Raw genomic sequence first — 26035 nt, forward strand, 5'->3', positions numbered from 1 at the left:
ATGCGGTCCCGATTGTTGTTGGAAGCCCGGCCAACGCTACGAAATAACGCCTTGGCGTGCTCCGAATTGTTGTCTAAGCCCTCGTTATTCCGGCTTTCACGAGCCTTTCACTGACGCGGGAGACCGACATGTCGAATCCGAAAGAAGTTCCCGCCCTCCCGCTGAAGGGCTACAGCCTGTTGGACTTCCAGCCTGATCCGACCGTGGTCGGCATCTCCTTCGACACCGAGGCGGGTGTGTTCATGTTCGTGGCCACCAAGGAAATCCTCGACATGCTCGGCCAGGCTTTCATCCACAAGGCCGCCTCAATGCCGTCGCGCGAGCAGAGCTGAGACAAAGCTGTTTGCCGCTCCGGAATCGGGTGGCGAATGGCTGAAGATCGTCGCAAACTCCGGACCTCACCACATCGGATGCTGATGCGATCGATGGAGGCTCATATGACCGACGTTCAGTTCACTCTCTTCGACACCGCCATCGGCCGCTGCGGCATCGCATGGGCCGATCGTGGCATCGTTGCTGTGCAATTGCCGCAGCCGGACGAAAAACAGACCCGTGTACGCATCAAGCAGCGCCATGCGGAGGTCGTCGAAGCCGCGCCGCCGCCGGCGGTACAGGCCGCCATCGACGGTATCGTCGAACTGATGACCGGCAAGCCGGTCGATCTTCTCGATATCGATCTCGATCTCACCGACGTCCCCGAATTCAATCGCAACGTCTATGCGATTGCCCGCCAGATCCCGCCGGGCGCAACGCTGACCTATGGCGATATCGCCAAGAAGCTCGGCGGTGTCGAACTGTCACGCAATGTCGGGCAGGCGATGGGGCAGAATCCGTGTCCGGTGATCGTGCCGTGTCATCGGGTGCTGGCCGCCGGCGGCAAGCCGGGCGGATTTTCGGCCAATGGCGGCGTCGAGACCAAGCTCAAGATGCTCGCCATCGAGGGCGCGTATGTGAATCACACGCCCTCGCTGTTCGATTAGGCCTGCCGCAAGATTGCCGCAGGCCTGACGCAGAATTTTCGCAAGCTGACGTGAAATTGCGTCAGGCCGCTTTTCGACCCTAACCCTTTGGCGGAACGGAGATCTTGACCGATTCCCGCTGCAGCATCTTGTTGTGAAAGGCGTCGAGTTTCGGAAACGCCTTGTGCCATCCGCAATCAGGAAAGCGGAAGTCGGCATAACCGAGCACGCAGACGAGCGCGATCTGCGCCGCATCCAGCGGACGCGTCAGGATGTCCGGATGATTTTCGAAACGTGCGAGCCCCTGCCATGCGCGATCCCACTGATCGTCATACCAAGCCTGCCACAGAAACTCTTTGGGGCGCACGCCGACCTCGTAGCGGCACAGCAGCATCGCATCCGTCATGCCCTGCAGCATCGAATGCTCGCTCTTCACTTTCCAGCGCGCCGGACCCGCGGCCGGGATCAGCTTGTTGCCGCCGGCGAGCTCGTCGAGATATTCGGTGATGACATAGGAATCGACGATGACATTGCCGTCATCCAAGATCAGCGCCGGTAGTTTCCTGACCGGGCTGATGTCATGGGAATAGGTCTCGTTTTTCTGTGTCGGCGCGACCGAAGCCGCCACCAGTTCGATCTTGTCGATCAGCCCGAGTTCGATCGCTGCGATGCGCACCTTGCGTGCGAAGGGCGAACCCGGAGAAAAAGTCAGCTTCATTTTTGGTCCTTTACTCAGTTCTATTGGTCGTCATTGCGAGCGCAGCGAAGCAATCCAGTCCTTGCTTTGTGGCCTTCTGGATTGCTTCGTCGCTTTCGCTCCTCGCAATGACGAGGAAAGTGATACGCCTTAAGCCGCAACCACTTTCTGTTTCTGCTCGCCGAGCTTCTCGATGCCGAGCGTCATGACGTCGCCGACTTCGAGGAATTTCGGCGGCTTCATGCCGAGGCCGACGCCGGGCGGCGTGCCCGTGGTGATGATGTCACCGGGCATCAGCGTCATCATGCCGGACAGATACGACACGATCTGCGGCACATTGAAGATCATGGTCGCGGTCGAGCCGGTCTGGCAGCGCTTGCCATTGACGTCGAGATACATGCTGAGCTTGTGCACGTCGCCGACTTCATCTGATGTTACCAGCCACGGGCCGAGCGGGCCGAACGTGTCGTGCGACTTGCCCTTGGTCCACTGGCCGCCGCGCTCGATCTGGAAGAAGCGCTCGGAAACGTCATTGCAGACGCTGTAGCCGGCGACATGCTTCAGCGCATCGGCTTCGGTCACATATTTGGCTTTGGTGCCGATGACGATGGCGAGTTCGACTTCCCAGTCGAGCTTGGTCGAGCCGCGGGGCTTTTCCACATCGTCATTGGGGCCGCACAGGCTGTTGAGCGCCTTCATGAAAACAATGGGCTCTGACGGAATCGGCATGCCGGATTCCGCCGCATGATCCGCATAGTTCAGGCCGATGGCGATGAATTTCGGCTTGCCGCCAACGGGCGAGCCAATGCGCGGCGAGCCGCTTACTGCAGGCAGCGACGCCGGGTCGAGCGCAGCGAGCTTGGCAAGATTGGCAGGCGCAAATGCATCGTCAGCCAGATCCTTCACCTGGCCGGAGAGGTCACGCAGCTTGCCGTCCTTGTCGATCAGTCCCGGCTTTTCGCTGCCGAACGCGCCGTATCTTACGAGCTTCATTGTCGTCTCCCTTGGGGCTTGCCTGAAAGGTTGTGGAACAGGGCGCGGGGAAATTCAACCGCGCGACAGAAAGGTCAGAGCCGCAAAAATCAGTGCTGCAGCGCGGCAAATCTGAAAGCATCGCCCTCGCGCATGATGTGGCCGGCACCGAAGTGACCGCCGATCACCAGTGTCGGCGTATCCGCAAAACGCGAGAACAATGCGCGCCGCGATACGGCGGATTGCAGGGGATCGGCATCCGCCGTGGACGACCAGTCGAGATGCGCCATCTGCACCGGATGATGTGCGGCGTCGCCGGTCAGCAGCGCTTCCTCGCCTGCGGATTTGATATGCACGCTCATATGGCCGGGGCTGTGGCCCGGTGTCGGGATCAGCGTAACCTCGTCCGAGAGTTGCGCATCGCTGGCAACGAGATCCATCAGCCCCGCATCGGCGATCGGCTTTACGGAATCGTTGAACACGGCGAGATGCGGCGCCGTATCGCTATGCGCCGCCCAGTAGTTGTATTCGTGCTGCCCGAACACATAGCGTGCATTCGGGAATGTCGGCGTCCATTGGCCGGCGACCAGTTTTGTATTCCAGCCGACATGATCGACATGCAGATGGGTGCACAGCACCGTGTCGATGCTGTCAGGCGCGAAGCCGGCTGCTGTCATGTTCTCGAGGAACGGGGTGTGCAGATTATTCCAAGTCGGGACCGAACGGCCCTGCTTATTGTTGCCGAGACAGGTATCAACGATGATCCTTTGCGTGGGCGTTTCCACGACCAGCGCATGGATTGACATTTTCAGCCGGCCTTCAGGGGATGCAAATTCCGGCATCAGCCACGGCAGCGCATGAACTTCATCGGGGCCGACCTGCGGGAGAATGAAGCGTGTGCTGCCAATCGTCTCGCCTTCGATGATCTGCGTGATCCTGACCTTGCCGACCGTCCATTGCATCAGGCGTTCACCCCATTGTTCTTTTTAGGGCTGGAAAGATGCGGGTTTCCGGCGTGGCGCGCAATGGATCATCTCGCGGGGCTGCGCGTTGTCTGAGTGGAACACCGGGCCCTGCAGCGAGGAGCGTGCGATGCCAGAACTAGCGATTTCATCCGAGAAAGTGGGCTTTCTGATCGAGAAGGCGCGGCAGTTCGATGCCAAGGATATCGCCTCGGATCCCGATTCCGGCTCCAATGGTGCGGACGACGACATGATCGATGTGTTGGAGGACAATGGCGAAGATCCCGTGGCGCGGGAAATCGCGGGCTTCATCAGCGCGCTCACCGAGGACGAGCAGATCGACCTCGTCGCCCTGATGCGGCTGGGACGCGGCGACGCCACTATCGAGGAATGGAGCGACTTGCGCCGCGAAGCCGCAGAAGGCCGCAACGGGCGCACCGCGCGCTATCTGCTCGGCGAGCCTTTGCTCGGCGATCTCCTCGCCGAAGGCTTGGAAGAATTCGGCGTCGATTGGTCCAGCGAACGCACCACACCCGTCCACTGATTGCGCAACCCAAAAACTAAAGGCGATCGGCCGTGCAGCCGATCGCCTTTTTGGGTCTTGAGATGCTGCCGAGTTACATCGTGCCGGGGAAAGCGCCGCCATCGAGCACGATGTTCTGGCCGGTGATGAAGCCGGATTTAGCGCCGCACAGCCAGGCGCAGGCCTGACCGAATTCATCGGCTTCACCGAAGCGACCCGACGGATTTTCGGCCGCGCGCTTGGCCAGGATCTCATCGACCGAAAGACCTGTCGCCTTGACCTGGCCGGCGGCAACGCCCTTCAGGCGGTCGGTGTTGAATGGGCCGGGCAGCAGGCCGTTGATGGTGACATTCGCACGCACAGTCTTGCGCGACAGGCCGGCGATGAAGCCGGTCAGGCCGCTGCGTGCACCATTCGACAGGCCGAGCACATCGATCGGCGCTTTCACGGCGGCCGAGGTGATGTTGACGATGCGGCCGAACTTGCGCTCCATCATGCCGTCCACCGTCGCCTTGATCAGCTCGATCGGCGTTAGCATGTTGGCGTCGATGGCCTTGATCCAGTCGTCGCGGGTCCAGTTGCGGAAATCACCGGGTGGCGGGCCGCCGGCATTGTTGATGAGGATGTCGATTTGGCCGGCTGCCTTTAGCGCAGCTTCGCGGCCTTCGACCGTGGTGATGTCACCGACGACTTCGGTGACCTCGACGCCCGGATAGGCCTTGCGGATATCGGCAGCGGCTGCCGCCAGCACGTCGCCGCCGCGTGCAGTCATCGTGACATGCACGCCTTCTGCGGCCAGCGCTTCGGCGCAGCCACGGCCGAGGCCCTTGCTGGATGCGCAAACAAGCGCGCGGCGGCCTTTGATTCCAAGATCCACGATATCACTCCTGAAGTTGTCGAACTGGCGAAGAAAAGAGGGGGACAGTCTAGCTCGTCGCAAGCGGCCTGATAAGGGCGCCGACGTCAGAGCCGATGCGCGCGTTTCCATTGCTCGATGGTGGCGGTCACGTCCGGCGGCAGCGATTTGACGCCCTTCTGCCCGGCCAGCGACAGCAGGGGCCGCAGCTGTGAGCCGGTCATATAGGCTGGCTGCCTGTCGGCCGGCACCAGCTGGTCGAAGATCAGCACCAGCGTTACCGCGATCAGGCCGACGCGGATGGCGCCGAGCAAAGCGCCGCCGAGCCGGTCGCCGATGCCGATCTCGTGGCCGATCACGTCGTTGATTGCCATGCGCAGCAGCGAACCGAGCACGATGCCTGACACCAGGAAGATCGCGAAGAACAGCAATGAATTTTGCGTGGTCGAAGCGGCGGCGCTGCCGGATAGTTGCGGCGCGATCAGCCCGGTGATCCAGACGGCGATCGGCATCGCCAGCAGATAGCCCAGAATGGTCACGGCGCTGCGCAAGAGGCCGGCGCGGAAGCCGATGACCATGGCGACGATCAGGCCGACATAAACGACGACATCGAAACTGTTCATCGCGGCTTCGTCCCCATGCGGCAATTCCGCTTCAAAGAAATCGGCTGAGCGCGCCGGTTTGCGATCGCGGCAAGGCCGGGTATCACTAGGGCAAAATCAAAGGGAAATGCCATGTCCGGGATATTCGACGTCAGTAAAGAAACCATCCTCATCACCGGAGCCTCGCAGGGCCTCGGCCGGCAATTTGCGCGCGTGCTGTCCGCGCATGGTGCAGCTGTGGTGCTCGCAGCGCGGCAAATGGGCAAGCTAGAGAGCCTGCAGAAGGAAATCACGGACAAGGGGGGGCGCGCTGTCGCGGTGTCGATGGACGTCACCGACAATGCCTCGATCGCAAAGGCGTTCGATGCCGCTGAAGCTGCGCTCGGGCCGGTCAGCGTGCTGATCAACAATGCCGGCATCGCGGTGGAGAAGATGGCCATCGATCAGACTGAGGCGGATTGGGACGCGGTCATCGGGGCCAATCTCAAGGGCGCCTATTTCGCGGCGACCGAAGCCGCGCGCCGCATGATCGCGCATAAAGTGGAGGGCAATATCGTCAATATCGCTTCCGTCCTCGGCTTCGGGCTGACCAAGGCGGTGTCGCCCTATGCGATCTCGAAAGCCGGCATCGTGCAGGCGACCAGGGCACTGGCACTGGAACTCGCCGCTCACCGCATTCGCGTCAATGCGCTGGCGCCAGGCTACATCGATACCGACATCAACCACGCCGCCTGGGACACGCCCGTGGGCGAGAAGCTGATCAAGCGCATCGCGCAGCGCCGGGTCGGTCATGAGAGCGACCTCGACGGTGCCATTCTGCTGCTGGCCTCGCAGGCCTCGCGCTACATGACCGGCAGCACCGTGACTGTGGATGGTGGCTTTCTGCTGAACTAGGCCGCCAGAGGGCGTCCAGCGGGTCTTTGAAGGCTGTTTGGCTCTGTGCGGTCCGTCACTGGGCCGGACTGTGCCGAAACAAGGCAGATTGGCGCGTTTCCGGACCGTCATAAAAGCGCAAAAAGATCGCCGCAGCCCCTTTCCAAAGCAGGCTGGCATTGGTACATACCCCTCGCACCGAGGGCTTTGCCCCGGTTGCCTTCTCAGGAAGCCTCCGGACTGGGATCGATCGACGCCTTGGCGTTGGCCGACTTCGTTTCGTCTCTGGTTTTCCGAAAGGTTTGGCGCGGGGTGGAGCAGCCCGGTAGCTCGTCAGGCTCATAACCTGAAGGTCATAGGTTCAAATCCTATCCCCGCAACCAAACATCTAATTGATATTTCAGAAAAAACGAAAAGCCGCCCTCTGGGCGGCTTTTTCGGCGTGGCGACGGATGCCTTTCAGGGAAAGAATGTGAGGTTTCCGCAGTGATGCAGGCGCCAACTGACGATGCCGTTAGCGCCTCGACAGCAATACGATGACAGTTATAGCGAGCAGCAGCGACAGGCCCTTCCAGACCATGTTCGGATTGCGCTCCAGGAGCGGCACGGTCGACGGATTGAGAAACTCCGCCTTCGGATTACGCAGGTCGTAAACATACTCGGAGAGTTCGTCGTAGCGCTTCGCCGGGTCGGGGTGCACGGCCTTGCGCAACACGCCGTCGATCCATTCCGGGATATCGCTGGCATCGTTGAGCAGAGATCGATAGCGCAGCTTGCGGTGCTGTGCGGCCGTCGTCGCCTTCGCGACCTCCGCTCCGTAAGGCAGTGTCCCGGACAGCATCTGATAGGTCAGAATTCCAAGCGCATAGAGGTCGGAACTCGACGTGGCGCGCTTGCCGAGAAACAGCTCGGGTGCGGTGTATTGCGGCGTGCCGAGAATGTCGCTGTGCTTGCCGGGTGAATCAGCTTCGGCGACGCCGTTGACGCGGGTCGAACCAAAATCGATGATCTTCACCGTGCCCGTCTTGTCGATCATGATATTGTCTGGCCGAATGTCCTGATGGATCATCTCCATCCGATGGAACGCCTGCAAGCCGCGTGCGATCTGCTCGGTGATGCCGCGCACGGTTTCCAAATCCGGCTTCGGATTGTCGAGCATCCACTGCTTCAGCGTCTGGCCTTCGATGAATTCGGCGACGATGTAGAGGTAGTTGCGCTTGCGCGACTGTCGGCACGGCTTCAGCACATGCGCGCTGTCGATGCGCCGCGCCACCCATTCCTCGATCATGAACCGCTTGAGATAGACCGGGTCGTCGCGCAGATCGATCGACGGAATCTTGATGACAATCTGTTCGCCGCTCTCCAGATCGATCGCGAGATAGATGTGGCTACGGCTGCTGCCATGCAGTTCGCGCACGATCCTGTAGCCGTCGAACACCGCGCGAGCTTCGAGCAGTGGTGGCAGCGGCAATTGCGGCATCAGAATGTCGCTGGCCTCACCATCCGGCACCGCATCTATCCGCACGATCTGTACGGTGAGGTTGTCCGGGCTGTTCTGTGCATAGGCCTCGTCGACGATCAGCCTCGCGGCAGCGTCGAGATCGTCGGCGTGATCGGCGATCGCCGAAGTGATGAAGCGCGCGCTGACGAAATCATAGACGCCGTCGGTGGCGAGGATGAAGACATCGCCGTCGTCGATCTGCAGCACCTGATAGTCGATCTCGATTTGCGGGTTCACGCCAAGCGCGCGGGCGAGGTAGCTCTGCTCGGATGAGATTACGACGCGATGGTCGATGGTAAGTTGCTCGAGTGCGCGGTCCGATACGCGATAGATGCGGGAATCGCCGACATGAAAGAGGTGCGCTGCGCGTGCGCGTATCACCATTGCACTCAGCGTGCAGACATAGCCGCGATCCTTGTCGTAATGGTAGCGGCCGCGCTGGGTCTGGGATTGCAGCCACGAATTGGTCGCAGCGATGACGCGTTGCGCCGATGTCTTCACCGACCAGGATTCGGATGTGCAGTAATAGTCGGTGAGAAACGATTTGACCGCAGATTCGCTGGCTTCGCCGCTGACCGCGCTGCTGCTGATCCCGTCGGCGATGACGACGGCAATGCCTTTGAGGCTCAACAGCGGCTCGGTCGGAATCAGGGCGCCGTGGAAATCCTGATTGGTGTCTTTGCGGCCCCTGTCCGAATGCTGGCCGATCGAAATCGTCAATTCACGCGGCATGGGTCACACTAATAAAATGACGCCCCAGCTGGAGAAGCCGGGGCGTCGTATTGCGAGGATTGCGGGGCGGCCTAGCGGGCGAGACTAGCAACGCGCTTCGGAGCTGTCTTGATGTGCGTTGCATACAGCGTCAGGCCGGTAAAGGTAAGGCCGCCAATGAGGTTGCCGAGCACGGTCGGAATCTCGTTCCAGATGATGTAATCCATGATCGTGAACTTGCCGCCGAGCATCAGGCCGGCGGGGAACAGGAACATGTTGACGATCGAATGCTCGAACGTCATCGCGAAGAAGACCATGACCGGCATCCACATCGCGATGACTTTGCCGCTGACGGTCGTTGAGATCATCGCGCCGACCACGCCGGTTGAGACCATCCAGTTGCAGAGCATGCCGCGAATGAACAGCGTCAGCATGCCGGCTGCGCCATACTGCGCATAGCCGAGCGTGCGGCCTTCGCCGATATGGCCGATCACCTGCCCCACCTTGTCCGGCGGCGTCGAGAAGCCGAAGGTAAATACGATTGACATCATGATGGCGACGATGATCGCGCCCATGAAATTGCCGACGAAGACGAGCCCCCAATTGCGCAGCACGCCGCCGACGGTGACGCCGGGGCGCTTGTCAAGCAATGCCAGGGGCGTCAGCACGAAGACGCCAGTGAGCAGGTCGAAGCCGAGCAGATAGAGCATGCAGAAGCCGACTGGGAAGAGGATCGCGCCGATAATCGGATAACCTGTTTGCACCGTGACGGTAACGGCGAACACCGCGGCGAGTGCCAGGATAGCGCCGGCCATGAAGGCGCGGATGATGGTGTCGCGCGTGGACATGAAAATCTTGGATTCGCCGGCATCCACCATCTTAGTCACGAATTCTGAAGGGACGAGATAGGCCATTACTTGAAAACTTTCTTTGGAGCGGGGTCGGTTGATGTGGCGTGCACCTATGGGGCGGCGGCGACGCTCATGTTGAGATAGATGCGGCCGTTCTCGAGCTTGACCGGGAAGCTGCGCGCGCAGCCTTTGTCAGCGCCCGAGGCTTCGCCGTCATCGAGGTTGATGATCCAGTTGTGCAGTGGGCAGGCGACCTTGCGACCGTGCACGATGCCTTCACTAAGCGGACCGCCCTTGTGCGGGCAGCGATTTTCCAGCGCAAACACCTCGTCGCTGGCGGTGCGGAATACCGCGATCTCGCGCCGCGGAGTCTTCACCGTGCGCGCGCCGCGTTGCGGGATCGCGCGCAGTGGGCCGACGTCGAACCAGAAGTCGTTGGATGGGACCATTGTCATGTTCATTCTGCTGGGACGGCTATAATCGAGTTGAGTGTTGCGAGCGGCGTAAATTCATGCTGTTCGCGGCCGGCGGCGCGTTCGGCCCAGGGATCCCTGCGGACCGCGCGCTGTGATTTCTCGAAGCGCGCCAGCAGCGCGCGACGGTTGTCGGCATCATCCATGATCGCCGCGCGTACCTTGTCGAGGCCGGCGTTTTCGACCCACTTCCAGACGCGTTCGAGATAGCCCGCTTCCTCGCGGTACATCTGCATGAAGGCGGCGATGTATTCGATCGCCTCGTCCTCCGTATCGACATGGCCAAGCAGATCGGTCTGACGGACATGCAGGCCCGCTGCACCGGCGATGTGGATGTCGTAGCCGGATTCGACGCAGATCACGCCGATGTCCTTCACCGTGGATTCTGCGCAGTTGCGCGGGCAGCCGGAGACGCCGAGCTTTACCTTCGCAGGTGCCCATGAGCCGCACATGAAGCGCTCGAGCTTGACGCCGAGACCGGTCGAATCCTGCGTGCCGAAGCGGCACCATTCGGAGCCGACGCAGGTCTTCACCGTGCGCAGGCCCTTGGCATAGGCTGCGCCGGAGACGAGGCCCGCACTATTGAGCTGCGCCCACACCGCGGGCAGGTCTTCCTTCCGCACGCCCAGCAGATCGATGCGTTGGCCGCCAGTGACTTTCACCGTCGGAATCTTGAAGCGGTCGGCGACGTCGGCGATGGCGCGCAATTCGTCGGGGGTGGTCAGGCCGCCCCACATGCGCGGTACGACGGAGAAGGTGCCGTCTTTCTGGATGTTGGCGTGGACGCGCTCGTTGATGTAGCGCGACTGCGCATCGTCGGCATATTCGCCCGGCCACGCGCAGAGTAGATAATAGTTCAGCGCCGGGCGGCAGGACGGACAGCCGCAAGAGGTTTTCCACGCCAGTTCCTGCATCACGGCGGGAACGGACTTCAACTCCTTCGAGAGAATGAAGCCACGGACTTCGCTATGGGTGAGGTCGGTGCATTTGCACATCGGCTTGCGGCCGGCGGCGGAGTAGTTGTCGCCAAGCGTGGCCGCGAGCAGCGATTCCACCTTCGCCGTGCACTGGCCGCAGGAAGCCGATGCCTTGGTGCGGGTGCGCACATCGTCGAGGGTGGTGAGGCCGTGGGCGGTGATCGCCTGCGTGATCGCGCCCTTGCAGACGCCGTTGCAGCCGCAGATTTCGGCATCGTCGGACAGCGCTGCGACAGCAGCGACCGGATCGAGGGCAACGCCGCCCTGATAGGCTTGGCCGAGGATCAGCGCGTTGCGCATGGCGCCGATATCGACGTTCTTTTTGAGGAGGTCGAAATACCACGAGCCGTCGGCCGTATCGCCATAGAGCACCGCGCCGATGATGCGGTCGTCGCGCAAGACGACACGCTTGTAGATGCCGCGGGCAGGATCGCGTAGCACGATCTCATCCTTGACGTCGCCTTCGGCGAAATCGCCGGCCGAGAACAGATCTACGCCGGTGACTTTCAGCTTGGTCGAGGTGGTCGAGCCGATATAGCCGTCCACGGTTTCGCCGGCGAGGGTCGCCGCGAGGGTCTTCGCCATGTCATACAGGGGCGCGACAAGGCCGTAGCACTGGCCGCGATGCTCGACGCACTCGCCGACCGCATAGATGTTGTCGTCGCTGGTCCGCAGATGATCGTCCACGACGATGCCGCGCTTGACGTTGAGGTCGGCTAGCTTGGCGAGTGCGGTGTTCGGGCGGATGCCGACCGCCATCACGACGAGATCGGCCGGTAGGGTCCGACCATCGTCGAGCCGGACTGACTCGACACATGTGTCACCGAGGATGGCTGCTGTGTTGGCTCCGGTCAGCACCTCGATGCCGCGCGCCTCGATCGCCTTTTGCAACAGATAGGCGGCGTTGGGATCGAGTTGGCGCTCCATCAGTGTTGGCATCAGATGGACAACGGTCGTCGTCATGCCGCGCATGGCCAGGCCGGCTGCAGCCTCGAGGCCGAGCAAGCCGCCGCCGATGACGACGGCGTGGCCGCCCTTGCCAGCTGCATCGAGCATCAAGTTGACGTCGTCGAGATCGCGATAGGTGACGACGCCGGGCAGTTCCGCGCCGGGTACCGGAATGAGGATCGGCTTCGAGCCGGTTGCGATAATCAGCGTGTCATAAGTCTCGACCGCGCCGGACTGTGTGGTGACGGTTTTCGCAACGCGATCGATCGCGACGACCAGTTCGCCGCGCCTGAGATCAACCTTGTTGGTCGCGTACCACTCATCGGTGTGGATCAGAATGTCGTCATATGCCTTCTCGCCGGAGAGCACCGGCGACAGCATGATGCGGTCGTAATTAACACGCGGCTCCGCGCCGAACACCACTACGTCGTAGCGGTCTGGTGCGCGTGCGAACAGCTCGTCCATGACGCGGCCGGCGGCCATGCCGTTGCCGAGGATGACGAGCTTCTGCTTCTTTGCGTTCGGTTGATCGAGCATGTGCAAACCTGTTTGGACCGCTGCCGATCGGAAACAGGAACTCGCTCACCAAGCCCGGTAGGGATGGAGTCACGATGACCGCTTCGCACCTGACAATCAGGAAGCGAGCTGTGTCCCTGCGCTTGAAACCAGCAGCGGTTTCAGCATCCGGCGGACGGCGGTCATCATTGACGTAGATATTATTAGCAAATGGCGTGCCAACGTACCTGTCGTATAACATTCTGATTTTTCGACTATTTCTAAATGAGCTCGGCTGTCGGCGATCAGTCGTGCCATTAAAACGAGCGGCATTACTGATTTCCTAGGCAGATGATTAAATCTTGTGCGGTGCGCTTCAGGTTCGAGATGGCTCCCGATCTGTGCAGACAACAGGTTCGAAGGTGGACGCGCGCTTGGCGAAGATCTCGTCAATTTATTGGTGGTCTGTTGCGGTGGTGAGCTGGCCGTTCTCGGTGCTCGGCCGGGCACGGCGACGCAGCACATAAAGCGTGCCGAGGGCAGGGCGCCCTGCTTCGAGGCGCAGCTCGGAATTCTCCTTGCATGCGATTTCGAAGTCCTTCGCGGCGCAGGTTTCGAAATATCTCTCGCTATGGGCGAACCTGCCTGACGAGAGCAACGTGAAGTCGCCGTGACCCGCGCGCTCGATGCTCGCTGCGAAGAGGCCGCCCGCAGGGAGCACGCGCGCAATCAGGCCGATGAGTTCTTCCAGCCGGCCGAGATAGATCAGAAGATCGGCAGCGAAGACGAGGTCGAAGCTGCGCGGGCTGTCCGCGAGATAGCTCACGACATCGGCCTTGATAAGGTCGTGATAGGCGTTCCGCCGTGTTGCGATGGCGAGCATCTTCTCCGACAGGTCGATGCCGGTCAGTCGCGCGCCGAACCGCCCGAGTGGCTCTGCAGTCAACCCCGTTCCGCAGCCGAGATCCAGAATGGTCGCAAGTCTCGGTCGGCAGGACGCAATCATATCGGCGAGTTGCTGCGGCACCTTGTAGCCAAGAATGTCCACAAGCTTGCTGTCGAAGCCCTCGGCGAATTCGTTGAAATGCGCCTCCACATAGGCTGCCGGTGCGCGATCATGTGTCTGTCCACCGACGGCATCCAGCAAGTAGCGCTGCACGGGATCGTCCGGCTGGCCTTCCAGTCGCAGTCGTCCGACCGTGGCAGCGGCTTCATGCATGCCATAGGCGCTGAACAACGCGAATGCGGTGCGCAAGACCTCATCCAATGGCTCGGTCTCTTGTCCGGCAAGTGCCGGGTAGCGGGTGATTGCGCCCTGAATGTCGCCGTCCAGCATCGAAGCAAAGGTACGCGCGCGGGCGTAGAGACGCAGCGTCACGCCTTCCAGCGGCACAAATCCGTTTGCGATCGTCAAGGCATCGGCGCTCTCGCCAAACCGGCCGGCCATGTAGAAGGCCTGTCCGAGGCAAAGATGCGTGACCGCGTCGATGCCGCCCCAGGATAGTGCACGTTGCAGATGCACGATCGCCTGCTCGGGACGGTGGGAGCCGAGATACAGCACGCCCAGGCCGAGATGAGCGTCGCCAAGCGAGGCATCGCCGGACAGAGCGCGCAGATAGGCCGCTTCAGCATCATTGATACGCTGCAGCCGGTAGGCGAGGCTCGCATATTGCAGCCATGTCGTCGCGTGGTCCGGATCGATGGCGAGCGCGCGCAACGCACTTGCTTCCGCCAGTTCGTCGCGACCGCTCAATTGATAGTCCGTCGCGAGCTCACGCCAGGTGGTGACGTCCGTCGGCATCAGTGCAAGTGCAGCAAGAAGCGCGTCGATAGCGACGTCATGCTGGCCATGGTTGCGGTTGATCGTTGCAAACTGCCGCAGCACAGAACATGCGTTGTCGGATTGCTCCATCAGCAGCGCGAAGACGGCGTGCTCCTTCATCCAGCGATCGATCTGATCGGCGGCGTGCTGGGCGTCCGGAAGTGCGAGCGTAGTGGAATCCATCGAGTCAGTCAGGAAAGTCGAATCCGAAGTTGTGCACTATGCTGCTTCTGCTCAATGCGCGCCGCGAAAACAAGGTAGCGATTGTGCCGCAGAGGTTGTGTTTCTGATATCAGGTTGCGCGATGCGTAGCCGTCTAAGGTCGCATCATCTGATCTGTTGCCGCGGGTTCCAATCCGTATAAGCTGTCCTGAAAGAAAAACGACCACTGGGCGGAAATGAAATGGAGGAGGCGCGGTGAAATCACCCGTCGTAAAGCGATCGATCGTTGTCGCCGGACACAAGACAAGCGTCAGCCTCGAAGAGGCGTTCTGGACGGCGCTGAAGGAGATCGCCGGCATGCGCCGGATCACGATGTCGCAGCTCGTCGGCGAGATCGACAAGAACCGACAGCAGAACAACCTGTCCTCGGCGATCAGGCTTTACGCGCTGGCCCATTACCAGGCCCTCGTCCCGCAGTCCGGGCTGTCGTAGGCGTCCGGTAAGCCCTGCGGCGGACCGGCTGGCGGCAAGGCGCATCTGCGCCTACATTCGGTCCAGCCACTTCCACATCAGTCAGGGCCTCTGCATGACCGTTCACCAGCGCAATTTGTCCACCCCCATCGATCCCGTGAAGCTCGACCGTCTGGCCGAAGTCGCCGTGAAAGTTGGGCTGCAACTGGCGCCGGGGCAGGATCTACTGCTGACCGGCCCCGCCGCGGCGCTGCCGCTGGTGCGCAAGATCGCTGAACATGCCTACAAGGCCGGCGCAGGTCTGGTGACGCCGTTTTTCTCCGATGAAGAGATGACGTTGGCGCGCTACCGCTACGGCCACGATGTGTCGTTCGATCGCGCCGCCGGCTGGCTCTATGAGGGCATGGCCAAAGCGCTCGGCAACAACACGGCGCGCCTCGCCATCGTCGGCGACAATCCGATGCTGCTGTCCAACGAAGACCCCGCCAAGGTGTCGCGCGCCAGCAAGGCGAATTCCATCGCCTATCAGCCGGCGCTGCAGAAGATCGCCGGCTTCGACATCAACTGGAATATCATCGCCTATCCGACGCTCTCATGGGCCAAGCAGGTGTTTCCCGGTGACGAAGACGACGTTGCCGTACAGAAGCTTGCGGACGCGATCTTCGCCGCATCGCGCGTCGACAATGCCGATCCCATTGCCGCCTGGGCCAAGCACAATGCGGCGCTGCGCAGCCGCACCGAATGGCTGAACGCGCAGCGTTTCCATGCCCTGCATTTTACCGGCCCCGGCACCGATCTCGTGGTGGGTCTTGCCGATGGCCATGAATGGGAAGGCGGCGCGTCGACCGCCAAGAACGGCATCATCTGCAACGCCAATATCCCGACCGAGGAAGTCTTCACCACACCGCATGCTGCGCGTGTCGACGGCCATGTCCGCTCGACCAAGCCGCTATCCTATCAAGGCACGCTGATCGACGACATTGCCGTGCGCTTCGAGGGCGGCAAGATCGTCGAGGCCAAGGCCTCACGCGGCGAGGAAGTGCTCAACAAGGTGCTCGACACCGACGAAGGCTCGCGTCGGCTCGGTGAAGTGGCGCTGGTGCCGCATTCGTCGCCGATCTCGGCGAGTGGCCTCTTGTTCTACAACACGCTGTTCGACGAGAATGCCGCCTGCCATATTGCGCTCGGCCAGTGCTATTCGAAGTGCTTCGTCAATGGCGGCGATCTCACGCCCGAGCAGATCGCGGCGCAGGGCGGCAACAAGAGCTTCATCCATATCGACTGGATGATCGGCTCCGGCGAGATTGACATCGACGGTGTCCACACCGACGGCCGTCGCGTGCCGGTGTTCCGCAAGGGCGAGTGGGCGTAACGCTGCAGCAATGATCTGAACGGGCGCGGAAACTGAGTCTTCAAATCTATGGCCCAGCCCCACCGCGTCGGCTTTCTTCTGATCGACGGCTTCGCACTCATGTCCTTCGCCTCGGCGATCGAACCGCTGCGCGCCGCCAATGTGCTGGCCGGCAAGAAACTGTATCAGTGGCTGCAGATCTCGACCGGCGCCGACGCGATCCTGGCGTCGAACGGATTGTCGGTGGCGTCCGATCACACCATTGCCGACAGCGTGCGTTACGACACGGTGCTGGTTTGTGCCGGCGGCAATCCCGCTGGTTTCGATGATGCCAAGACGCTGGCGTGGCTACGTCGCCTCGCGCGCTCGGGCTGCGCCATCGGCGGCGTCTCCGGTGGGCCGTTCATTCTGGCCAAGGCCGGCATACTCGATGGCGTTCGCTGCACGATCCATTGGGAGCATCTCGATGCATTCATCGAGGCCTTTCCCGAGATCGAGCCGACGCGTACGCTGTTCGAGATCGATAGCAACCGGCTCACCTGCGCCGGTGGTGTCGCCGCGCTCGACATGATGCATGCCATCATCCGCCGCGATCACGGCCAGGCACTGGCAGCGAAAGTCAGTGACTGGTTTCTGCAAACCGCCGTGCGTCTCGGCGACGACAGCCAGCGCATTTCATTGCGCGAGCGCCTCGGCACCAGCAATCGCGCCGTGCTTTCGGCGATCACCGTGATGGAACGGCGTCTGGCCAGCCCTGCGCCGCGCGACGAGTTGGCGAAGGCGGCCGGTGTGTCCGTGCGCCAGCTCGAGCGGCTGTTCACCGCGCATCTCGGCGTAACCATCGAGCAGCATTACCTGACCCTGCGTGTCGCCAAGGCCCGCGCGCTGTTGCAGCAGACCAGCATGCCGGTGGTCGAGGTCTCGGCCGAATGCGGCTTCGCCAGCGCCAGCCATTTCGCACGGATGTATCGGCGGGCCTTCGATGTGCCACCGTCGCAGGACCGGATGTCGGGGAAGAGCAAGGCGAAGTGAGGCCTAGCTCCGCCGCGGATAAATAATCACAGACAGATACGTCATAGGCGCCTTCACCAGTTCTTCCGGGCCGTGCCGCGCGGCGGCATCGAAGAACAGCGTGTCGCCGGGCTCCATCAGATAGGTCTGATCGGCGTGGCGATAACGCACCTTGCCGGTTAGCATGTAGATCATCTCGACGCCGGCATGGCGGAAGTTGCTATAGGCCTCGGCATCCTCGTTCAGCGTGATCAGATAGGGCTCGACGCCGAGCTCGCCGTGGATCGACTGGCCAAGCAATTGATAGTGATGGCCGGACTTGGTGCCGCGTCGCTCGATTTTGACGCCCGTATCGGCTTTCACGAAAGAGCAATCACGCTCTTCCTCGGTCTCGCGAAAGAATCTGGAGATCGGAACGTTGAGCGCTTTTGAGAGTGCATTCAGCGTGCCCAGCGATGCGGAGATGCTGCCGGTCTCGATCTTTGACAACATGCCGGTCGAGATGCCCGCCGATGTGCTGAGCTCGGCCACCGTCAGCTCCAGCTCCTTGCGGAGCTGCCGCACTTCATTGCCGATCTTGGATTCCAGCGAGCCACCGACTTCCAGCGGCGCGTTCGAACCGGTGCGCAGCTCCTCCAGCTTTGAGCGCGCGGGCGATGATTTCGTTTTCTTCGGTTTCGCTTTCACGATGGCGTTTCCTGCAGCGTTGATTTCCCGACAATAGCAATATTTCTTGTCAGGAAAACTATTTTCTCTGTGGTTGACATGGCGGTTTTGTTTCGGGCAAGGTCCACGCGCATTCAACGAGCGAGACGCGAGCCATGTGCGGCATTGCCGGTCTGTTTCTGAAAGATCAAAAGCTGGCCCCCGAATTAGGCGGGTTGCTCTCCGGCATGCTGGAAGCGCTGAGCGATCGCGGCCCTGACTCTGCAGGCTTTGCTGTTTATGGCGACGGCGATGCCGGACAGATCAAGCTGACGCTGCGCGCTGCGCCGTCGTTCGATTTTGCTGAACTGATGGCATCGCTTGGTAAAATCGCCGGCGCACCGATTTCGTATCAGGTGCACGATACCCACGCCGTCATCAGCGTTCCCACCGATCGCGAGGCTGCTGTCGCATCTGTGCTCCTCGGCATGAAAGACGTCGACATGGTTGCGCGCGGCAAGCGCATGGCTGTGTTCAAGGAAGTCGGTCTGCCCGCTGACGTGGCCAAGCGCTTCGGTCTGAACGCGATGGCCGGCACCCATGCCGTCGGCCACACCCGCATGGCGACTGAGTCCGCCGTGACAACCAATGGCGCGCACCCCTTCACCACGGGCACGGACCAGTGCCTCGTGCATAACGGTTCGTTGTCGAACCACAATGACGTTCGCCGCGAGTTGATCCGCCAGGGCATGACGTTCCGCACCGAAAACGATTCCGAGGTCGCCGCCGGCTATATCTCATCGCAAATGGCCGCCGGTGCTTCGCTGCAGGATGCGATGACGTCGTCGCTGTCCGCGCTCGATGGCTTCTACACATTCGTCATCGGCACCGAGACCGGCTTCGGCGTGCTGCGCGATCCCATTGCCTGCAAGCCAGCCGTGATGGCCGAGACCGATCGCTGGGTCGCCTTCGGCACCGAATATCGTGCGCTGGTCGATCTGCCGGGCATCGACGTCGCCAAGGTCTGGGAGCCCGAACCCGCCAAAGTTTATTTGTGGGAGCGGCACTGATGCCTTCGGTTGATCTTGCGTCCTCGCCGCTGCGCGAACTCAACAGCGCGCTGCATGCGCTGACTGATAACACCAACGCGACGCACTGGACCGTCAGCAATCCGCGCGGCCAGCACAATATCGCGGTCGGTCTCGATTTTCCGGTCGAGATCGAGATCGACGGTCACGTCGGCTATTACTGCGCCGGTATGAACAAGCAGGCGCGCGTCACCGTGCGCGGCAATGCCGGGCAGGGTGTCGCCGAAAACATGATGTCGGGCCGCGTGCACGTCACCGGCGATGCCTCGCAGGCGGCGGGCGCCAGCGGCAATGGCGGCCTGCTCGTGATCGACGGTAATGCCTCGGCGCGCTGCGGCATCTCGATGAAGGGCATCGATATCGTCGTGAAGGGCTCGGTCGGCCATCTCTCGGCCTTCATGGCGCAGGCCGGAAAACTCGTGGTGCTCGGCGATGCCGGCGAAGCGCTCGGCGATTCCATCTATGAGGCGCAGCTCTTCGTGCGCGGAACGGTCACGAGCCTCGGCGCCGATTGCATCGAGAAGCCGTTGAATGACGAACACAAAGTCGAGCTGAAGAAGCTGCTCGATGAGGCCGGCGTCGAGGGCGTCAGACCGGACGAGTTCAAACGCTATGGCTCCGCGCGAAAGCTCTATCACTTCCACATCGACAACGTCGGGTCCTACTGATGAGCGCGCAAGACCGCTGGATCCATACGCCGCCGCGCAAGTCCGCGACCTTCGATGATGCCGCGATCGCGGAAATCCGTCGTGCTGCCGCGACCGGCATCTATGACATTCGCGGCGCCGGCGCCAAGCGCAAGCTGCCGCATTTCGACGACCTGCTGTTTCTTGGCGCCTCGATCAGCCGCTATCCGCTGGAGGGCTACCGCGAGAAATGCGCTACCGATGTCGTCATCGGCGCGCGCTTCGCCAAGAAGCCGATCCATCTGAAGATTCCGATCACCATCGCCGGCATGAGCTTCGGTGCGCTGTCCGGCCCTGCCAAGGAAGCACTCGGCCGCGGCGCATCGGCGGTGGGCACGTCGACGACCACGGGCGACGGCGGCATGACCCCGGAAGAACGTGGTCATTCCGATCTGCTGGTCTATCAGGTGCTGCCGTCGCGTTACGGCATGAATCCGGACGACCTGCGTAAGGCCGATGCAATTGAAGTCGTGGTCGGGCAGGGTGCCAAGCCCGGTGGCGGCGGCATGTTGCTCGGCCAGAAGATTACCGAGCGCGTGGCCGGCATGCGCCGTTTGCCTGTCGGCATCGACCAGCGCTCGGCGTGCCGGCATCCGGACTGGACCGGGCCTGACGATCTGGAGATCAAGATCCAGGAATTGCGCGAGATCACCGACTGGCAGATCCCGATCTATGTGAAGGTCGGTGCCTCACGCCCGTATTACGATATCGCGCTCGCTGTGAAGTCCGGCGCCGATGCCATCGTGCTCGACGGCATGCAGGGCGGGACGGCGGCGACGCAGGACGTCTTCATCGAGAATGTCGGCCTGCCGACCATGTGCGCGATCCCGCCGGCGGTGAAGGCGCTGCAGGATCTCGGCATGCATCGCAAGGTGCAGCTCATCGTCTCCGGCGGCATCCGCAATGGCGCTGATGTGGCGAAGTGTCTCGCGCTCGGCGCGGATGCGGTGGCGATCGGCACGGCTGCATTGATCGCGCTCGGCGACAACGATCCGGCGCTGGAAGCCGAATACCAGAAGCTCGGCACCACGGCCGGTGCCTATGACGACTGGCATGAAGGCCGCGATCCCGCTGGCATCACCACGCAGGATCCTTTGTTGGCCGCGCGGCTCGATCCCGTGGTCGCCGGCCGCAAGCTCGCGAACTATCTCTCGGTGATGACACTGGAAGCGCAGACCATCGCACGCGCTTGCGGCAAGAGCCACGTCCACAATCTCGAACCGGAAGATCTGGTAGCGCTGACAATGGAGTCGGCGGCCATGGCGAGAGTCCCTCTCGCCGGGACGAACTGGATTCCCGGCAGCAATATCTAACAAGCCGTTATGGCTGGATGATCTTCGGAGCGCGTGTCAATGACGACCTGGACCGAACTAGCCAAACAGCACGACCTCAAATATTTCCTCATTGCCTTTGTCGATCTGTTCGGCGGCATGCGCGCCAAGCTGGTGCCGGCGACCGCGATGGACGGCGTCGCCAAGTCCGGCGCGGGCTTCGCGGGATTTGCTGCCTGGTTCGATATGACGCCGGCCGATCCCGACGTGCTCGTGATGCCGGATATGGATACGCTGACGCTGCTGCCATGGAAGCCCGGCGTCGCCTGGGTCACCGGGGATCTCTATATGGGCGGCAAGCTGGTGGCGCAGAATCCGCGTCAGGTGCTGAAAGGCTTGATCGCAAAAGCCGCCGAGCAGAGCGTCGAACTCAAGACCGGCGTCGAATGCGAATACTTTCTGATTTCGCCCGACGGCACCGCGATCTCAGATCCTGCCGATCAGCAGGCCAAACCGTGCTACGACCAGCAGGCGCTGATGCGGCGCTACGAGATCGTCGCCGAAATCTGCGATGCGATGATTGCGCTCGGCTGGAAGCCCTATCAGAACGATCATGAAGACGCCAACGGCCAGTTCGAGATGAACTGGGAGTTCGATACGGCGCTGAAGACCGCCGATCGCCATGCCTTCTTCAAGTTCATGGTCAAGTCGATCGCCGAGAAACACGGCTACAAGGCGACCTTCATGCCGAAGCCGTTTGCCAATCTCACTGGCAACGGCTGCCACGTCCATGCGTCACTATGGTCGACCAAGGACGGCTCGAACGTGTTCGAGGACAAGAGCGGCGAGTTGGGTCTCTCGAAGACGGCCTATCACTTCATCGGCGGCCTCGTTCATTCGGCCGAAGCGGTTTGCGCTATCACCAATCCCACGGTGAATTCCTACAAGCGCATCAATGCGCCGCGCACGCTCTCCGGCGCGACATGGTCGCCGAACACGGTGACCTATGGCGGCAACAATCGCACGCATATGATCCGCATTCCTGATGCGGGCCGGTTCGAATTCCGTTTGCCCGATGGTGCGGTGAATCCCTATCTGCTGCCGGCGACCTTGCTCGCCGCTGGTCTCGACGGCATGGCCAACAGCCGCGATCCCGGCCCGCGCCTCGACATCAATATGTATACGGAAGGCGCGAAGGCGCCGAAGGCAAAGCAGCTCCCGCTGAACCTGCTCGATGCATTGCGGGCGCTCGAAGCATCCGACGTGTTGAAGGATCAACTCGGCGAGGCCGTGGTCGGGTCGTACCTCAAGCTCAAACACAGCGACTGGAATGAGCACTGCCGTCAGCTCACCGAATGGGAGCGGCAGACGACTTTGGATTGCTGATACCGCGCGTCCGTCGAAATTGCGTGCTATGAGTCCTGACTCAGGAGCGCCATTGGGTTGACGCAACGTCGCCGCAGGATCATTTCGCACCATGACGACCGGCGTCAGCGCATTTTACGATGGCATTTCAGTATTTTACGGCTTCGACCGGGTGATGGACCCGTCCTTGTACAAGCCGCTGCCGGATGACTGGATCATCGGCGTCGCCGATATCGTCGAATCCACCAAGGCCATCGCCGAACAGCGCTACAAGGCCGTCAACATGGCCGGCGCTGCCGTCATTGCTGCCGTGACCAACGCGTTGGACGGCCGCGAATTCCCCTTCGTGTTCGGCGGCGATGGCGCGAGCTTCGCAGTCTCGCCGGACGATCTCGATCGCGCCCGCGGGGCATTGGCGGCAACGGCCACCTGGGTGAAGCACGATCTCGATCTCGCGATGCGCGTGGCCCTGGTGCCGATCAAAGACATCCGCGCGCAGGGGCTGGATGTGCGCGTGGCGCGCTTTGGTCCATCGAAGAATGTGTCCTATGCGATGTTTTCCGGTGGCGGATTGGGCTGGGCAGAGGCCGCGATGAAGCGCGGCGAATTCGCGGTGACGCCGGCACCTGTCGGAACCTATCCCGATCTCTCCGGGCTCTCATGTCGCTTCGAGGAAATTCCATCGGCACATGGTTTGATTCTGTCGGTGTTGGTGACGGCTGCAGCGGGAGCCGACCCATCCGCATTTCGTCGCGTTATCGAAGACATCATCGCACTGGTCGAACGCAGTCCTAATGCGGGCCGTCCCGTGCCTGCCGGCGGCCCAGCGCTGAGGTGGCCGCCTGCGGGTCTCGGCTACGAAATCCGAGCTGGCCGCGGCGCGAGATCGCTGTCGCGCTTTCGTATCTGGGTGACGACGCGAACGCTGTTCGTTTTTGTGTTGATGCGTTTTGGCATTAGCGTCGGCGGCTTCGTGCCGAAGACCTATGTGCAGCAGTTGGTCGAGAACTCGGATTTCCGCAAATATGACGACAGCCTGCGCATGATTCTGGATTGCACGCCCGATCTCGAACGCGCGCTGGAGCAGCGTCTTGTTGCGGCGGGCTCGGAAGGAACGGTGCGCTATGGTCTGCACCGCCAGGATGCTGCGATGATGACGTGTTTCACACCGTCAGCCATCCGCAGCGATCACGTACATTTCATTGACGGCGCGCGCGGTGGCTATGCCTCGGCGGCCACCGCATTGAAGGCTATGTCAGTTTGAAAGAGATCGCCTGATCAGCGGCCGACGCGGGTCCAGTTTTCGCCGCCGCAGAATGCGCCGACGCAGCCTTCGACCTTCAGCGTGTTAGGGCCGACCAGCGCCACGTTGCTGGTATAGATCTTCCCGTCATCGGCATTGTAGATCCGGCCCGACCACGTGTTCGCTCCGGTTGGGCGCATATCGTAGAACAAGTGAATGCCGATCATCGAGCGCTTGGCTAGCGAGGGATCGGGATTCTTGTCGTCGATCGGCGGCTTGCCGGTCTGCGGATCGATCTTGTCGCGCAGCGAGACGACGGTGCCGCACAGGATGGTGCCGCATTTGCTGACCCGCACCTGCGCATCGCCGGCCTGGGTCTGCCAGACACCCGTTGCTTCGCCGCCCGATTGGGCTTGCGCAGCGGAGCCTGCGAACACTGCACCCAGCAATGCGATCATAACAGTGAATCTGGCGGCCATGCGTGTCTCCTCGGATCAGGCGGTCTGCATAACAAGAAATGGGATTTGTGCAATGCCGCGGCGATGCGTTTGAGACTACTCAGCGTCTCAAATGATCATGATCGATTCGATTTGACGCAGCTTGCTCAGGTCAACCGGTGGCGGTCACCACGGCAGCCCGCACAGGTCCATCTCGCCTTCATGCGGCGCTCGCTTCAGGTAGGACACCAGCGGGGTCATGACATCGAAGCGTACCCGCTCGCCGTGCTGTTCGGCATAGACCTCGCCGATGAACGGCTTCCAGTTGCGGCGGGTGTAGAAATCCAGATTGTGCGGTTCACAGAACAGCAGCGCAAAATCGGTGGCGCGTTCGTCTTTCAGCGTATGGAGTGCGGCGGTGAGCGCCAGACTGGCCAGACCGCGACGACGATAGTCGGGATGCGTCACAACGCCGCCGATGCCGCCAATCCGCGTCTTGCGATCCTTCCATATGCCTTCGCGCCGATACAGGCCGACATGGCAGACCGGCTGTCCGTCGTCCTCCACGATGACCCGCAATTCGGGATAGGCGAAGACCACGTGTCCCCAGGGCAGTTTCTCGACCGCCTCGCGCGGCCAAACCAAGTCGAACAGCGGTTTGACGCTCGGCCATGAGGCATCGCCGGTCACAATCTCGATTTCGATGCTCATTTCGGTCGCCACCTCTGCGCTCTGTGCAGCCCTTATAGGTCGGTCCGAGGGTAGTAAACCTGTCGAATCCAGTGCTTATCTGAGAATAATATTCTAGGGATCAAGGAAACGTTGGAATGACCGAGGCGGAGCTCTCCAAATACCAGCGCTGGGCGATTTTGGCCGGCGCGGCGACGCTGCTCAGCCTGGCCATGGGCATGCGCCAGAGCTTCGGCCTGTTTCAACCCTCGATTCTGCGCGACACCGCCATCACCACGGCCGATTTCTCCCTGGCCACCGCTTTGCAGAACGTGATCTGGGGCATCTCGCAGCCCTTCATCGGTGCTATCGCCGATCGTTTCGGCACCCGTCACGTGATGATCATCGGCGTTTTGATTTATGCGGCCGGCCTCGTCTTCATGATGGTCGCGACCACGCCGTTGGTGTTCACGCTTGGCGCCGGCCTTTGCGTCGGCCTCGCGCTGTCCTGTACGGCGTCGAGCATGACCATGACGGTGGCCTCGCGCAGTGTGTCCGCTGCCAAGCGCAGTGTCACCATGGGGGCTGTGTCGGCCGCCGGTTCGCTAGGCCTCGTCATTGCCTCGCCGCTGGCGCAGACGCTGATCTCGACGGCGGGCTGGCAAGTGGCGCTGATCGGCTTTCTCGGCCTCGCTGCGGTGATGCTCCCCGCTGCGCTGTTTGCTGGCCAGTCTGACAAGATCGAACGCGCACCGGCGGATGAGCTGCAGCAATCTTTGGGAGAAGTGGTGCAGTCCGCACTCGGTCATTCCGGCTATATCGTGCTGGCGTTGTCGTTCTTTGTCTGCGGCCTGCAGCTCGTATTCATCACCACGCATCTGCCGAATTATCTGGCGATCTGCGGCCTCGACGCGTCGCTTGGCGCCACCGCGCTGGCAATAGTCGGTCTGTTCAATGTGTTTGGCTCCTATGCCTTTGGCTGGCTTGGCGGCCGTTATCCGAAGCAGATTTTGCTCGGCGGAATTTACATCGCCCGCTCGCTGGCGCTCGCCACCTACTTCTATTTTCCCGCAACTCCTACCACGACCATGATTTTCGCGGCCGTGCTGGGATCGCTGTGGCTCGGCGTGGTCCCACTGGTGAACGGCCTCGTTGCGCAGCTGTTCGGCCTGCGCTTTATGGCCACGCTCACCGGCATCGCCTTCCTCAGCCATCAGGCGGGATCTTTCCTCGGCGCCTGGGGCGGTGGAATGATCTTCTCGCATCTCGGCAATTACGACCGTGCGTGGCAATTCGCCGTCGTGATCGGGATGATCGCCGGATGCTTCCAGATGCTGATGAATGTGAAGCCGCCAGTGCGGCGCGATGCCGTCTCCGCCGCAATGCCGAGCGCGGCCTGATCGCGAAGCGATCG

26 protein-coding genes and 1 tRNA gene are annotated in these 26035 nt (G+C 61.6%); 14 read left to right on the top strand and 13 right to left on the bottom strand.

Features of this window, described 5'->3' with window-relative positions; genetic code table 11:
• Positions 1-128: 128 nt before the first annotated feature.
• Together LPB73_RS00040 and LPB73_RS00045 are read left to right on the top strand one after the other, a co-directional pair.
• A complete protein-coding gene (locus LPB73_RS00040; protein WP_068729147.1) occupies positions 129-332 on the top strand; it encodes a hypothetical protein in 204 nt (67 codons plus the stop codon).
• Between the two features lie 105 nt (positions 333-437).
• Complete coding sequence (locus LPB73_RS00045) at positions 438-980, top strand: methylated-DNA--[protein]-cysteine S-methyltransferase (protein ID WP_093757381.1); 543 nt, start codon at positions 438-440, stop codon at positions 978-980.
• 79 nt (positions 981-1059) lie between these two features.
• Here LPB73_RS00045 and LPB73_RS00050 read toward each other — a convergent pair whose 3' ends face one another.
• The 3 genes from LPB73_RS00050 to LPB73_RS00060 all read right to left on the bottom strand — a co-directional run bounded on the left by LPB73_RS00050 (position 1060) and on the right by LPB73_RS00060 (position 3590).
• Entirely contained in the window at positions 1060-1677 is a 618-nt protein-coding gene (locus tag LPB73_RS00050) for a glutathione S-transferase family protein (protein WP_231079084.1), read from the bottom strand.
• Between the two features lie 129 nt (positions 1678-1806).
• Positions 1807-2649: a fumarylacetoacetate hydrolase family protein gene (locus LPB73_RS00055; protein WP_175367643.1), complete on the bottom strand. Its 843-nt coding sequence runs from the start codon at positions 2647-2649 to the stop codon at positions 1807-1809.
• A gap of 89 nt (positions 2650-2738) precedes the next feature.
• Complete coding sequence (locus tag LPB73_RS00060) at positions 2739-3590, bottom strand: MBL fold metallo-hydrolase (RefSeq protein ID WP_231079087.1); 852 nt, start codon at positions 3588-3590, stop codon at positions 2739-2741.
• Between the two features lie 130 nt (positions 3591-3720).
• Between LPB73_RS00060 and LPB73_RS00065 the strand changes: the two genes are divergently transcribed.
• Complete coding sequence (locus LPB73_RS00065) at positions 3721-4134, top strand: DUF3775 domain-containing protein (protein WP_089266221.1); 414 nt, start codon at positions 3721-3723, stop codon at positions 4132-4134.
• Between the two features lie 73 nt (positions 4135-4207).
• Here the strand turns inward: LPB73_RS00065 and LPB73_RS00070 are convergent, their stop codons facing one another.
• Both LPB73_RS00070 and LPB73_RS00075 read right to left on the bottom strand, forming a co-directional pair.
• On the bottom strand, positions 4208-4990 hold the full coding sequence (locus LPB73_RS00070; protein WP_231079088.1) for an SDR family oxidoreductase: 783 nt from the start codon (positions 4988-4990) through the stop codon (positions 4208-4210).
• An 86-nt stretch (positions 4991-5076) separates the two neighbouring features.
• Positions 5077-5592, bottom strand: coding sequence for a CvpA family protein (locus LPB73_RS00075; protein WP_089265754.1), 516 nt, complete (start codon positions 5590-5592; stop codon positions 5077-5079).
• Between the two features lie 111 nt (positions 5593-5703).
• Here LPB73_RS00075 and LPB73_RS00080 point away from each other — a divergent pair, with 111 nt between their 5' ends.
• On the top strand, positions 5704-6465 hold the full coding sequence (locus tag LPB73_RS00080; RefSeq protein WP_184512096.1) for an SDR family NAD(P)-dependent oxidoreductase: 762 nt from the start codon (positions 5704-5706) through the stop codon (positions 6463-6465).
• A gap of 285 nt (positions 6466-6750) precedes the next feature.
• Positions 6751-6827 (top strand) — tRNA-Met (locus LPB73_RS00085).
• Between the two features lie 131 nt (positions 6828-6958).
• On the opposite strand, the gene LPB73_RS00090 is transcribed toward LPB73_RS00085, so the two are convergent.
• From LPB73_RS00090 to LPB73_RS00110, 5 genes are all read right to left on the bottom strand, one after another.
• Positions 6959-8677: a bifunctional protein-serine/threonine kinase/phosphatase gene (locus tag LPB73_RS00090; RefSeq protein WP_231079089.1), complete on the bottom strand. Its 1719-nt coding sequence runs from the start codon at positions 8675-8677 to the stop codon at positions 6959-6961.
• A gap of 71 nt (positions 8678-8748) precedes the next feature.
• Positions 8749-9570, bottom strand: a complete 822-nt coding sequence (locus LPB73_RS00095) for a formate/nitrite transporter family protein (RefSeq protein WP_089265759.1) — start codon at positions 9568-9570, stop codon at positions 8749-8751.
• A 47-nt stretch (positions 9571-9617) separates the two neighbouring features.
• Positions 9618-9962, bottom strand: a complete 345-nt coding sequence (gene nirD / locus LPB73_RS00100; protein WP_374725601.1) for a nitrite reductase small subunit NirD — start codon at positions 9960-9962, stop codon at positions 9618-9620.
• A 2-nt stretch (positions 9963-9964) separates the two neighbouring features.
• Positions 9965-12442: a nitrite reductase large subunit NirB gene (nirB, locus tag LPB73_RS00105; protein ID WP_231079090.1), complete on the bottom strand. Its 2478-nt coding sequence runs from the start codon at positions 12440-12442 to the stop codon at positions 9965-9967.
• A 412-nt stretch (positions 12443-12854) separates the two neighbouring features.
• Positions 12855-14405, bottom strand: a complete 1551-nt coding sequence (locus LPB73_RS00110) for a methyltransferase domain-containing protein (protein ID WP_231079093.1) — start codon at positions 14403-14405, stop codon at positions 12855-12857.
• Between the two features lie 234 nt (positions 14406-14639).
• On the opposite strand from LPB73_RS00110, the gene LPB73_RS00115 reads away from it, so the two are divergent.
• The 3 genes from LPB73_RS00115 to LPB73_RS00125 all read left to right on the top strand — a co-directional run bounded on the left by LPB73_RS00115 (position 14640) and on the right by LPB73_RS00125 (position 17238).
• Positions 14640-14876, top strand: a complete 237-nt coding sequence (locus LPB73_RS00115; protein WP_089265762.1) for a ribbon-helix-helix domain-containing protein — start codon at positions 14640-14642, stop codon at positions 14874-14876.
• Positions 14877-14970: 94 nt separating this feature from the next.
• The gene (locus LPB73_RS00120) at positions 14971-16227 is read left to right on the top strand and encodes an aminopeptidase (RefSeq protein WP_231079095.1); all 1257 of its coding nucleotides are present in this window, start codon (positions 14971-14973) and stop codon (positions 16225-16227) included.
• Between the two features lie 48 nt (positions 16228-16275).
• A complete protein-coding gene (locus LPB73_RS00125; RefSeq protein ID WP_231079100.1) occupies positions 16276-17238 on the top strand; it encodes a GlxA family transcriptional regulator in 963 nt (320 codons plus the stop codon).
• A gap of 3 nt (positions 17239-17241) precedes the next feature.
• On the opposite strand, the gene LPB73_RS00130 is transcribed toward LPB73_RS00125, so the two are convergent.
• Positions 17242-17904, bottom strand: coding sequence for a helix-turn-helix domain-containing protein (locus LPB73_RS00130; RefSeq protein ID WP_231079101.1), 663 nt, complete (start codon positions 17902-17904; stop codon positions 17242-17244).
• Between the two features lie 134 nt (positions 17905-18038).
• Between LPB73_RS00130 and LPB73_RS00135 the strand changes: the two genes are divergently transcribed.
• The 5 genes from LPB73_RS00135 to LPB73_RS00155 all read left to right on the top strand — a co-directional run bounded on the left by LPB73_RS00135 (position 18039) and on the right by LPB73_RS00155 (position 23536).
• A complete protein-coding gene (locus tag LPB73_RS00135) occupies positions 18039-18932 on the top strand; it encodes a class II glutamine amidotransferase (RefSeq protein ID WP_231079106.1) in 894 nt (297 codons plus the stop codon).
• Positions 18932-19618 carry a protein glxC gene (locus LPB73_RS00140; protein ID WP_231079108.1) on the top strand — a complete coding sequence of 229 codons (687 nt, stop codon included), beginning with the start codon at positions 18932-18934 and terminating at the stop codon, positions 19616-19618. Before LPB73_RS00135 ends, LPB73_RS00140 begins: the two co-directional genes overlap by 1 nt.
• A complete protein-coding gene (locus LPB73_RS00145) occupies positions 19618-20949 on the top strand; it encodes an FMN-binding glutamate synthase family protein (RefSeq protein ID WP_068729021.1) in 1332 nt (443 codons plus the stop codon). Before LPB73_RS00140 ends, LPB73_RS00145 begins: the two co-directional genes overlap by 1 nt.
• A gap of 39 nt (positions 20950-20988) precedes the next feature.
• Positions 20989-22293 carry a type III glutamate--ammonia ligase gene (gene glnT / locus LPB73_RS00150; protein WP_231079109.1) on the top strand — a complete coding sequence of 435 codons (1305 nt, stop codon included), beginning with the start codon at positions 20989-20991 and terminating at the stop codon, positions 22291-22293.
• A 91-nt stretch (positions 22294-22384) separates the two neighbouring features.
• Positions 22385-23536, top strand: a complete 1152-nt coding sequence (locus tag LPB73_RS00155) for a DUF3095 domain-containing protein (protein WP_231079110.1) — start codon at positions 22385-22387, stop codon at positions 23534-23536.
• A 14-nt stretch (positions 23537-23550) separates the two neighbouring features.
• Here the strand turns inward: LPB73_RS00155 and LPB73_RS00160 are convergent, their stop codons facing one another.
• Positions 23551-23994, bottom strand: a complete 444-nt coding sequence (locus LPB73_RS00160; protein ID WP_231079111.1) for a DUF2147 domain-containing protein — start codon at positions 23992-23994, stop codon at positions 23551-23553.
• Positions 23995-24138: 144 nt separating this feature from the next.
• Positions 24139-24663 carry a GNAT family N-acetyltransferase gene (locus tag LPB73_RS00165; RefSeq protein WP_093757224.1) on the bottom strand — a complete coding sequence of 175 codons (525 nt, stop codon included), beginning with the start codon at positions 24661-24663 and terminating at the stop codon, positions 24139-24141.
• Positions 24664-24779: 116 nt separating this feature from the next.
• On the opposite strand from LPB73_RS00165, the gene LPB73_RS00170 reads away from it, so the two are divergent.
• Complete coding sequence (locus LPB73_RS00170) at positions 24780-26021, top strand: MFS transporter (RefSeq protein ID WP_231079113.1); 1242 nt, start codon at positions 24780-24782, stop codon at positions 26019-26021.
• The last annotated feature ends 14 nt before the right edge of the window (positions 26022-26035 follow it).

Source organism: Tardiphaga sp. 37S4 (assembly GCF_021044645.1).
GTDB classification, from domain to species: domain Bacteria; phylum Pseudomonadota; class Alphaproteobacteria; order Rhizobiales; family Xanthobacteraceae; genus Tardiphaga; species Tardiphaga robiniae.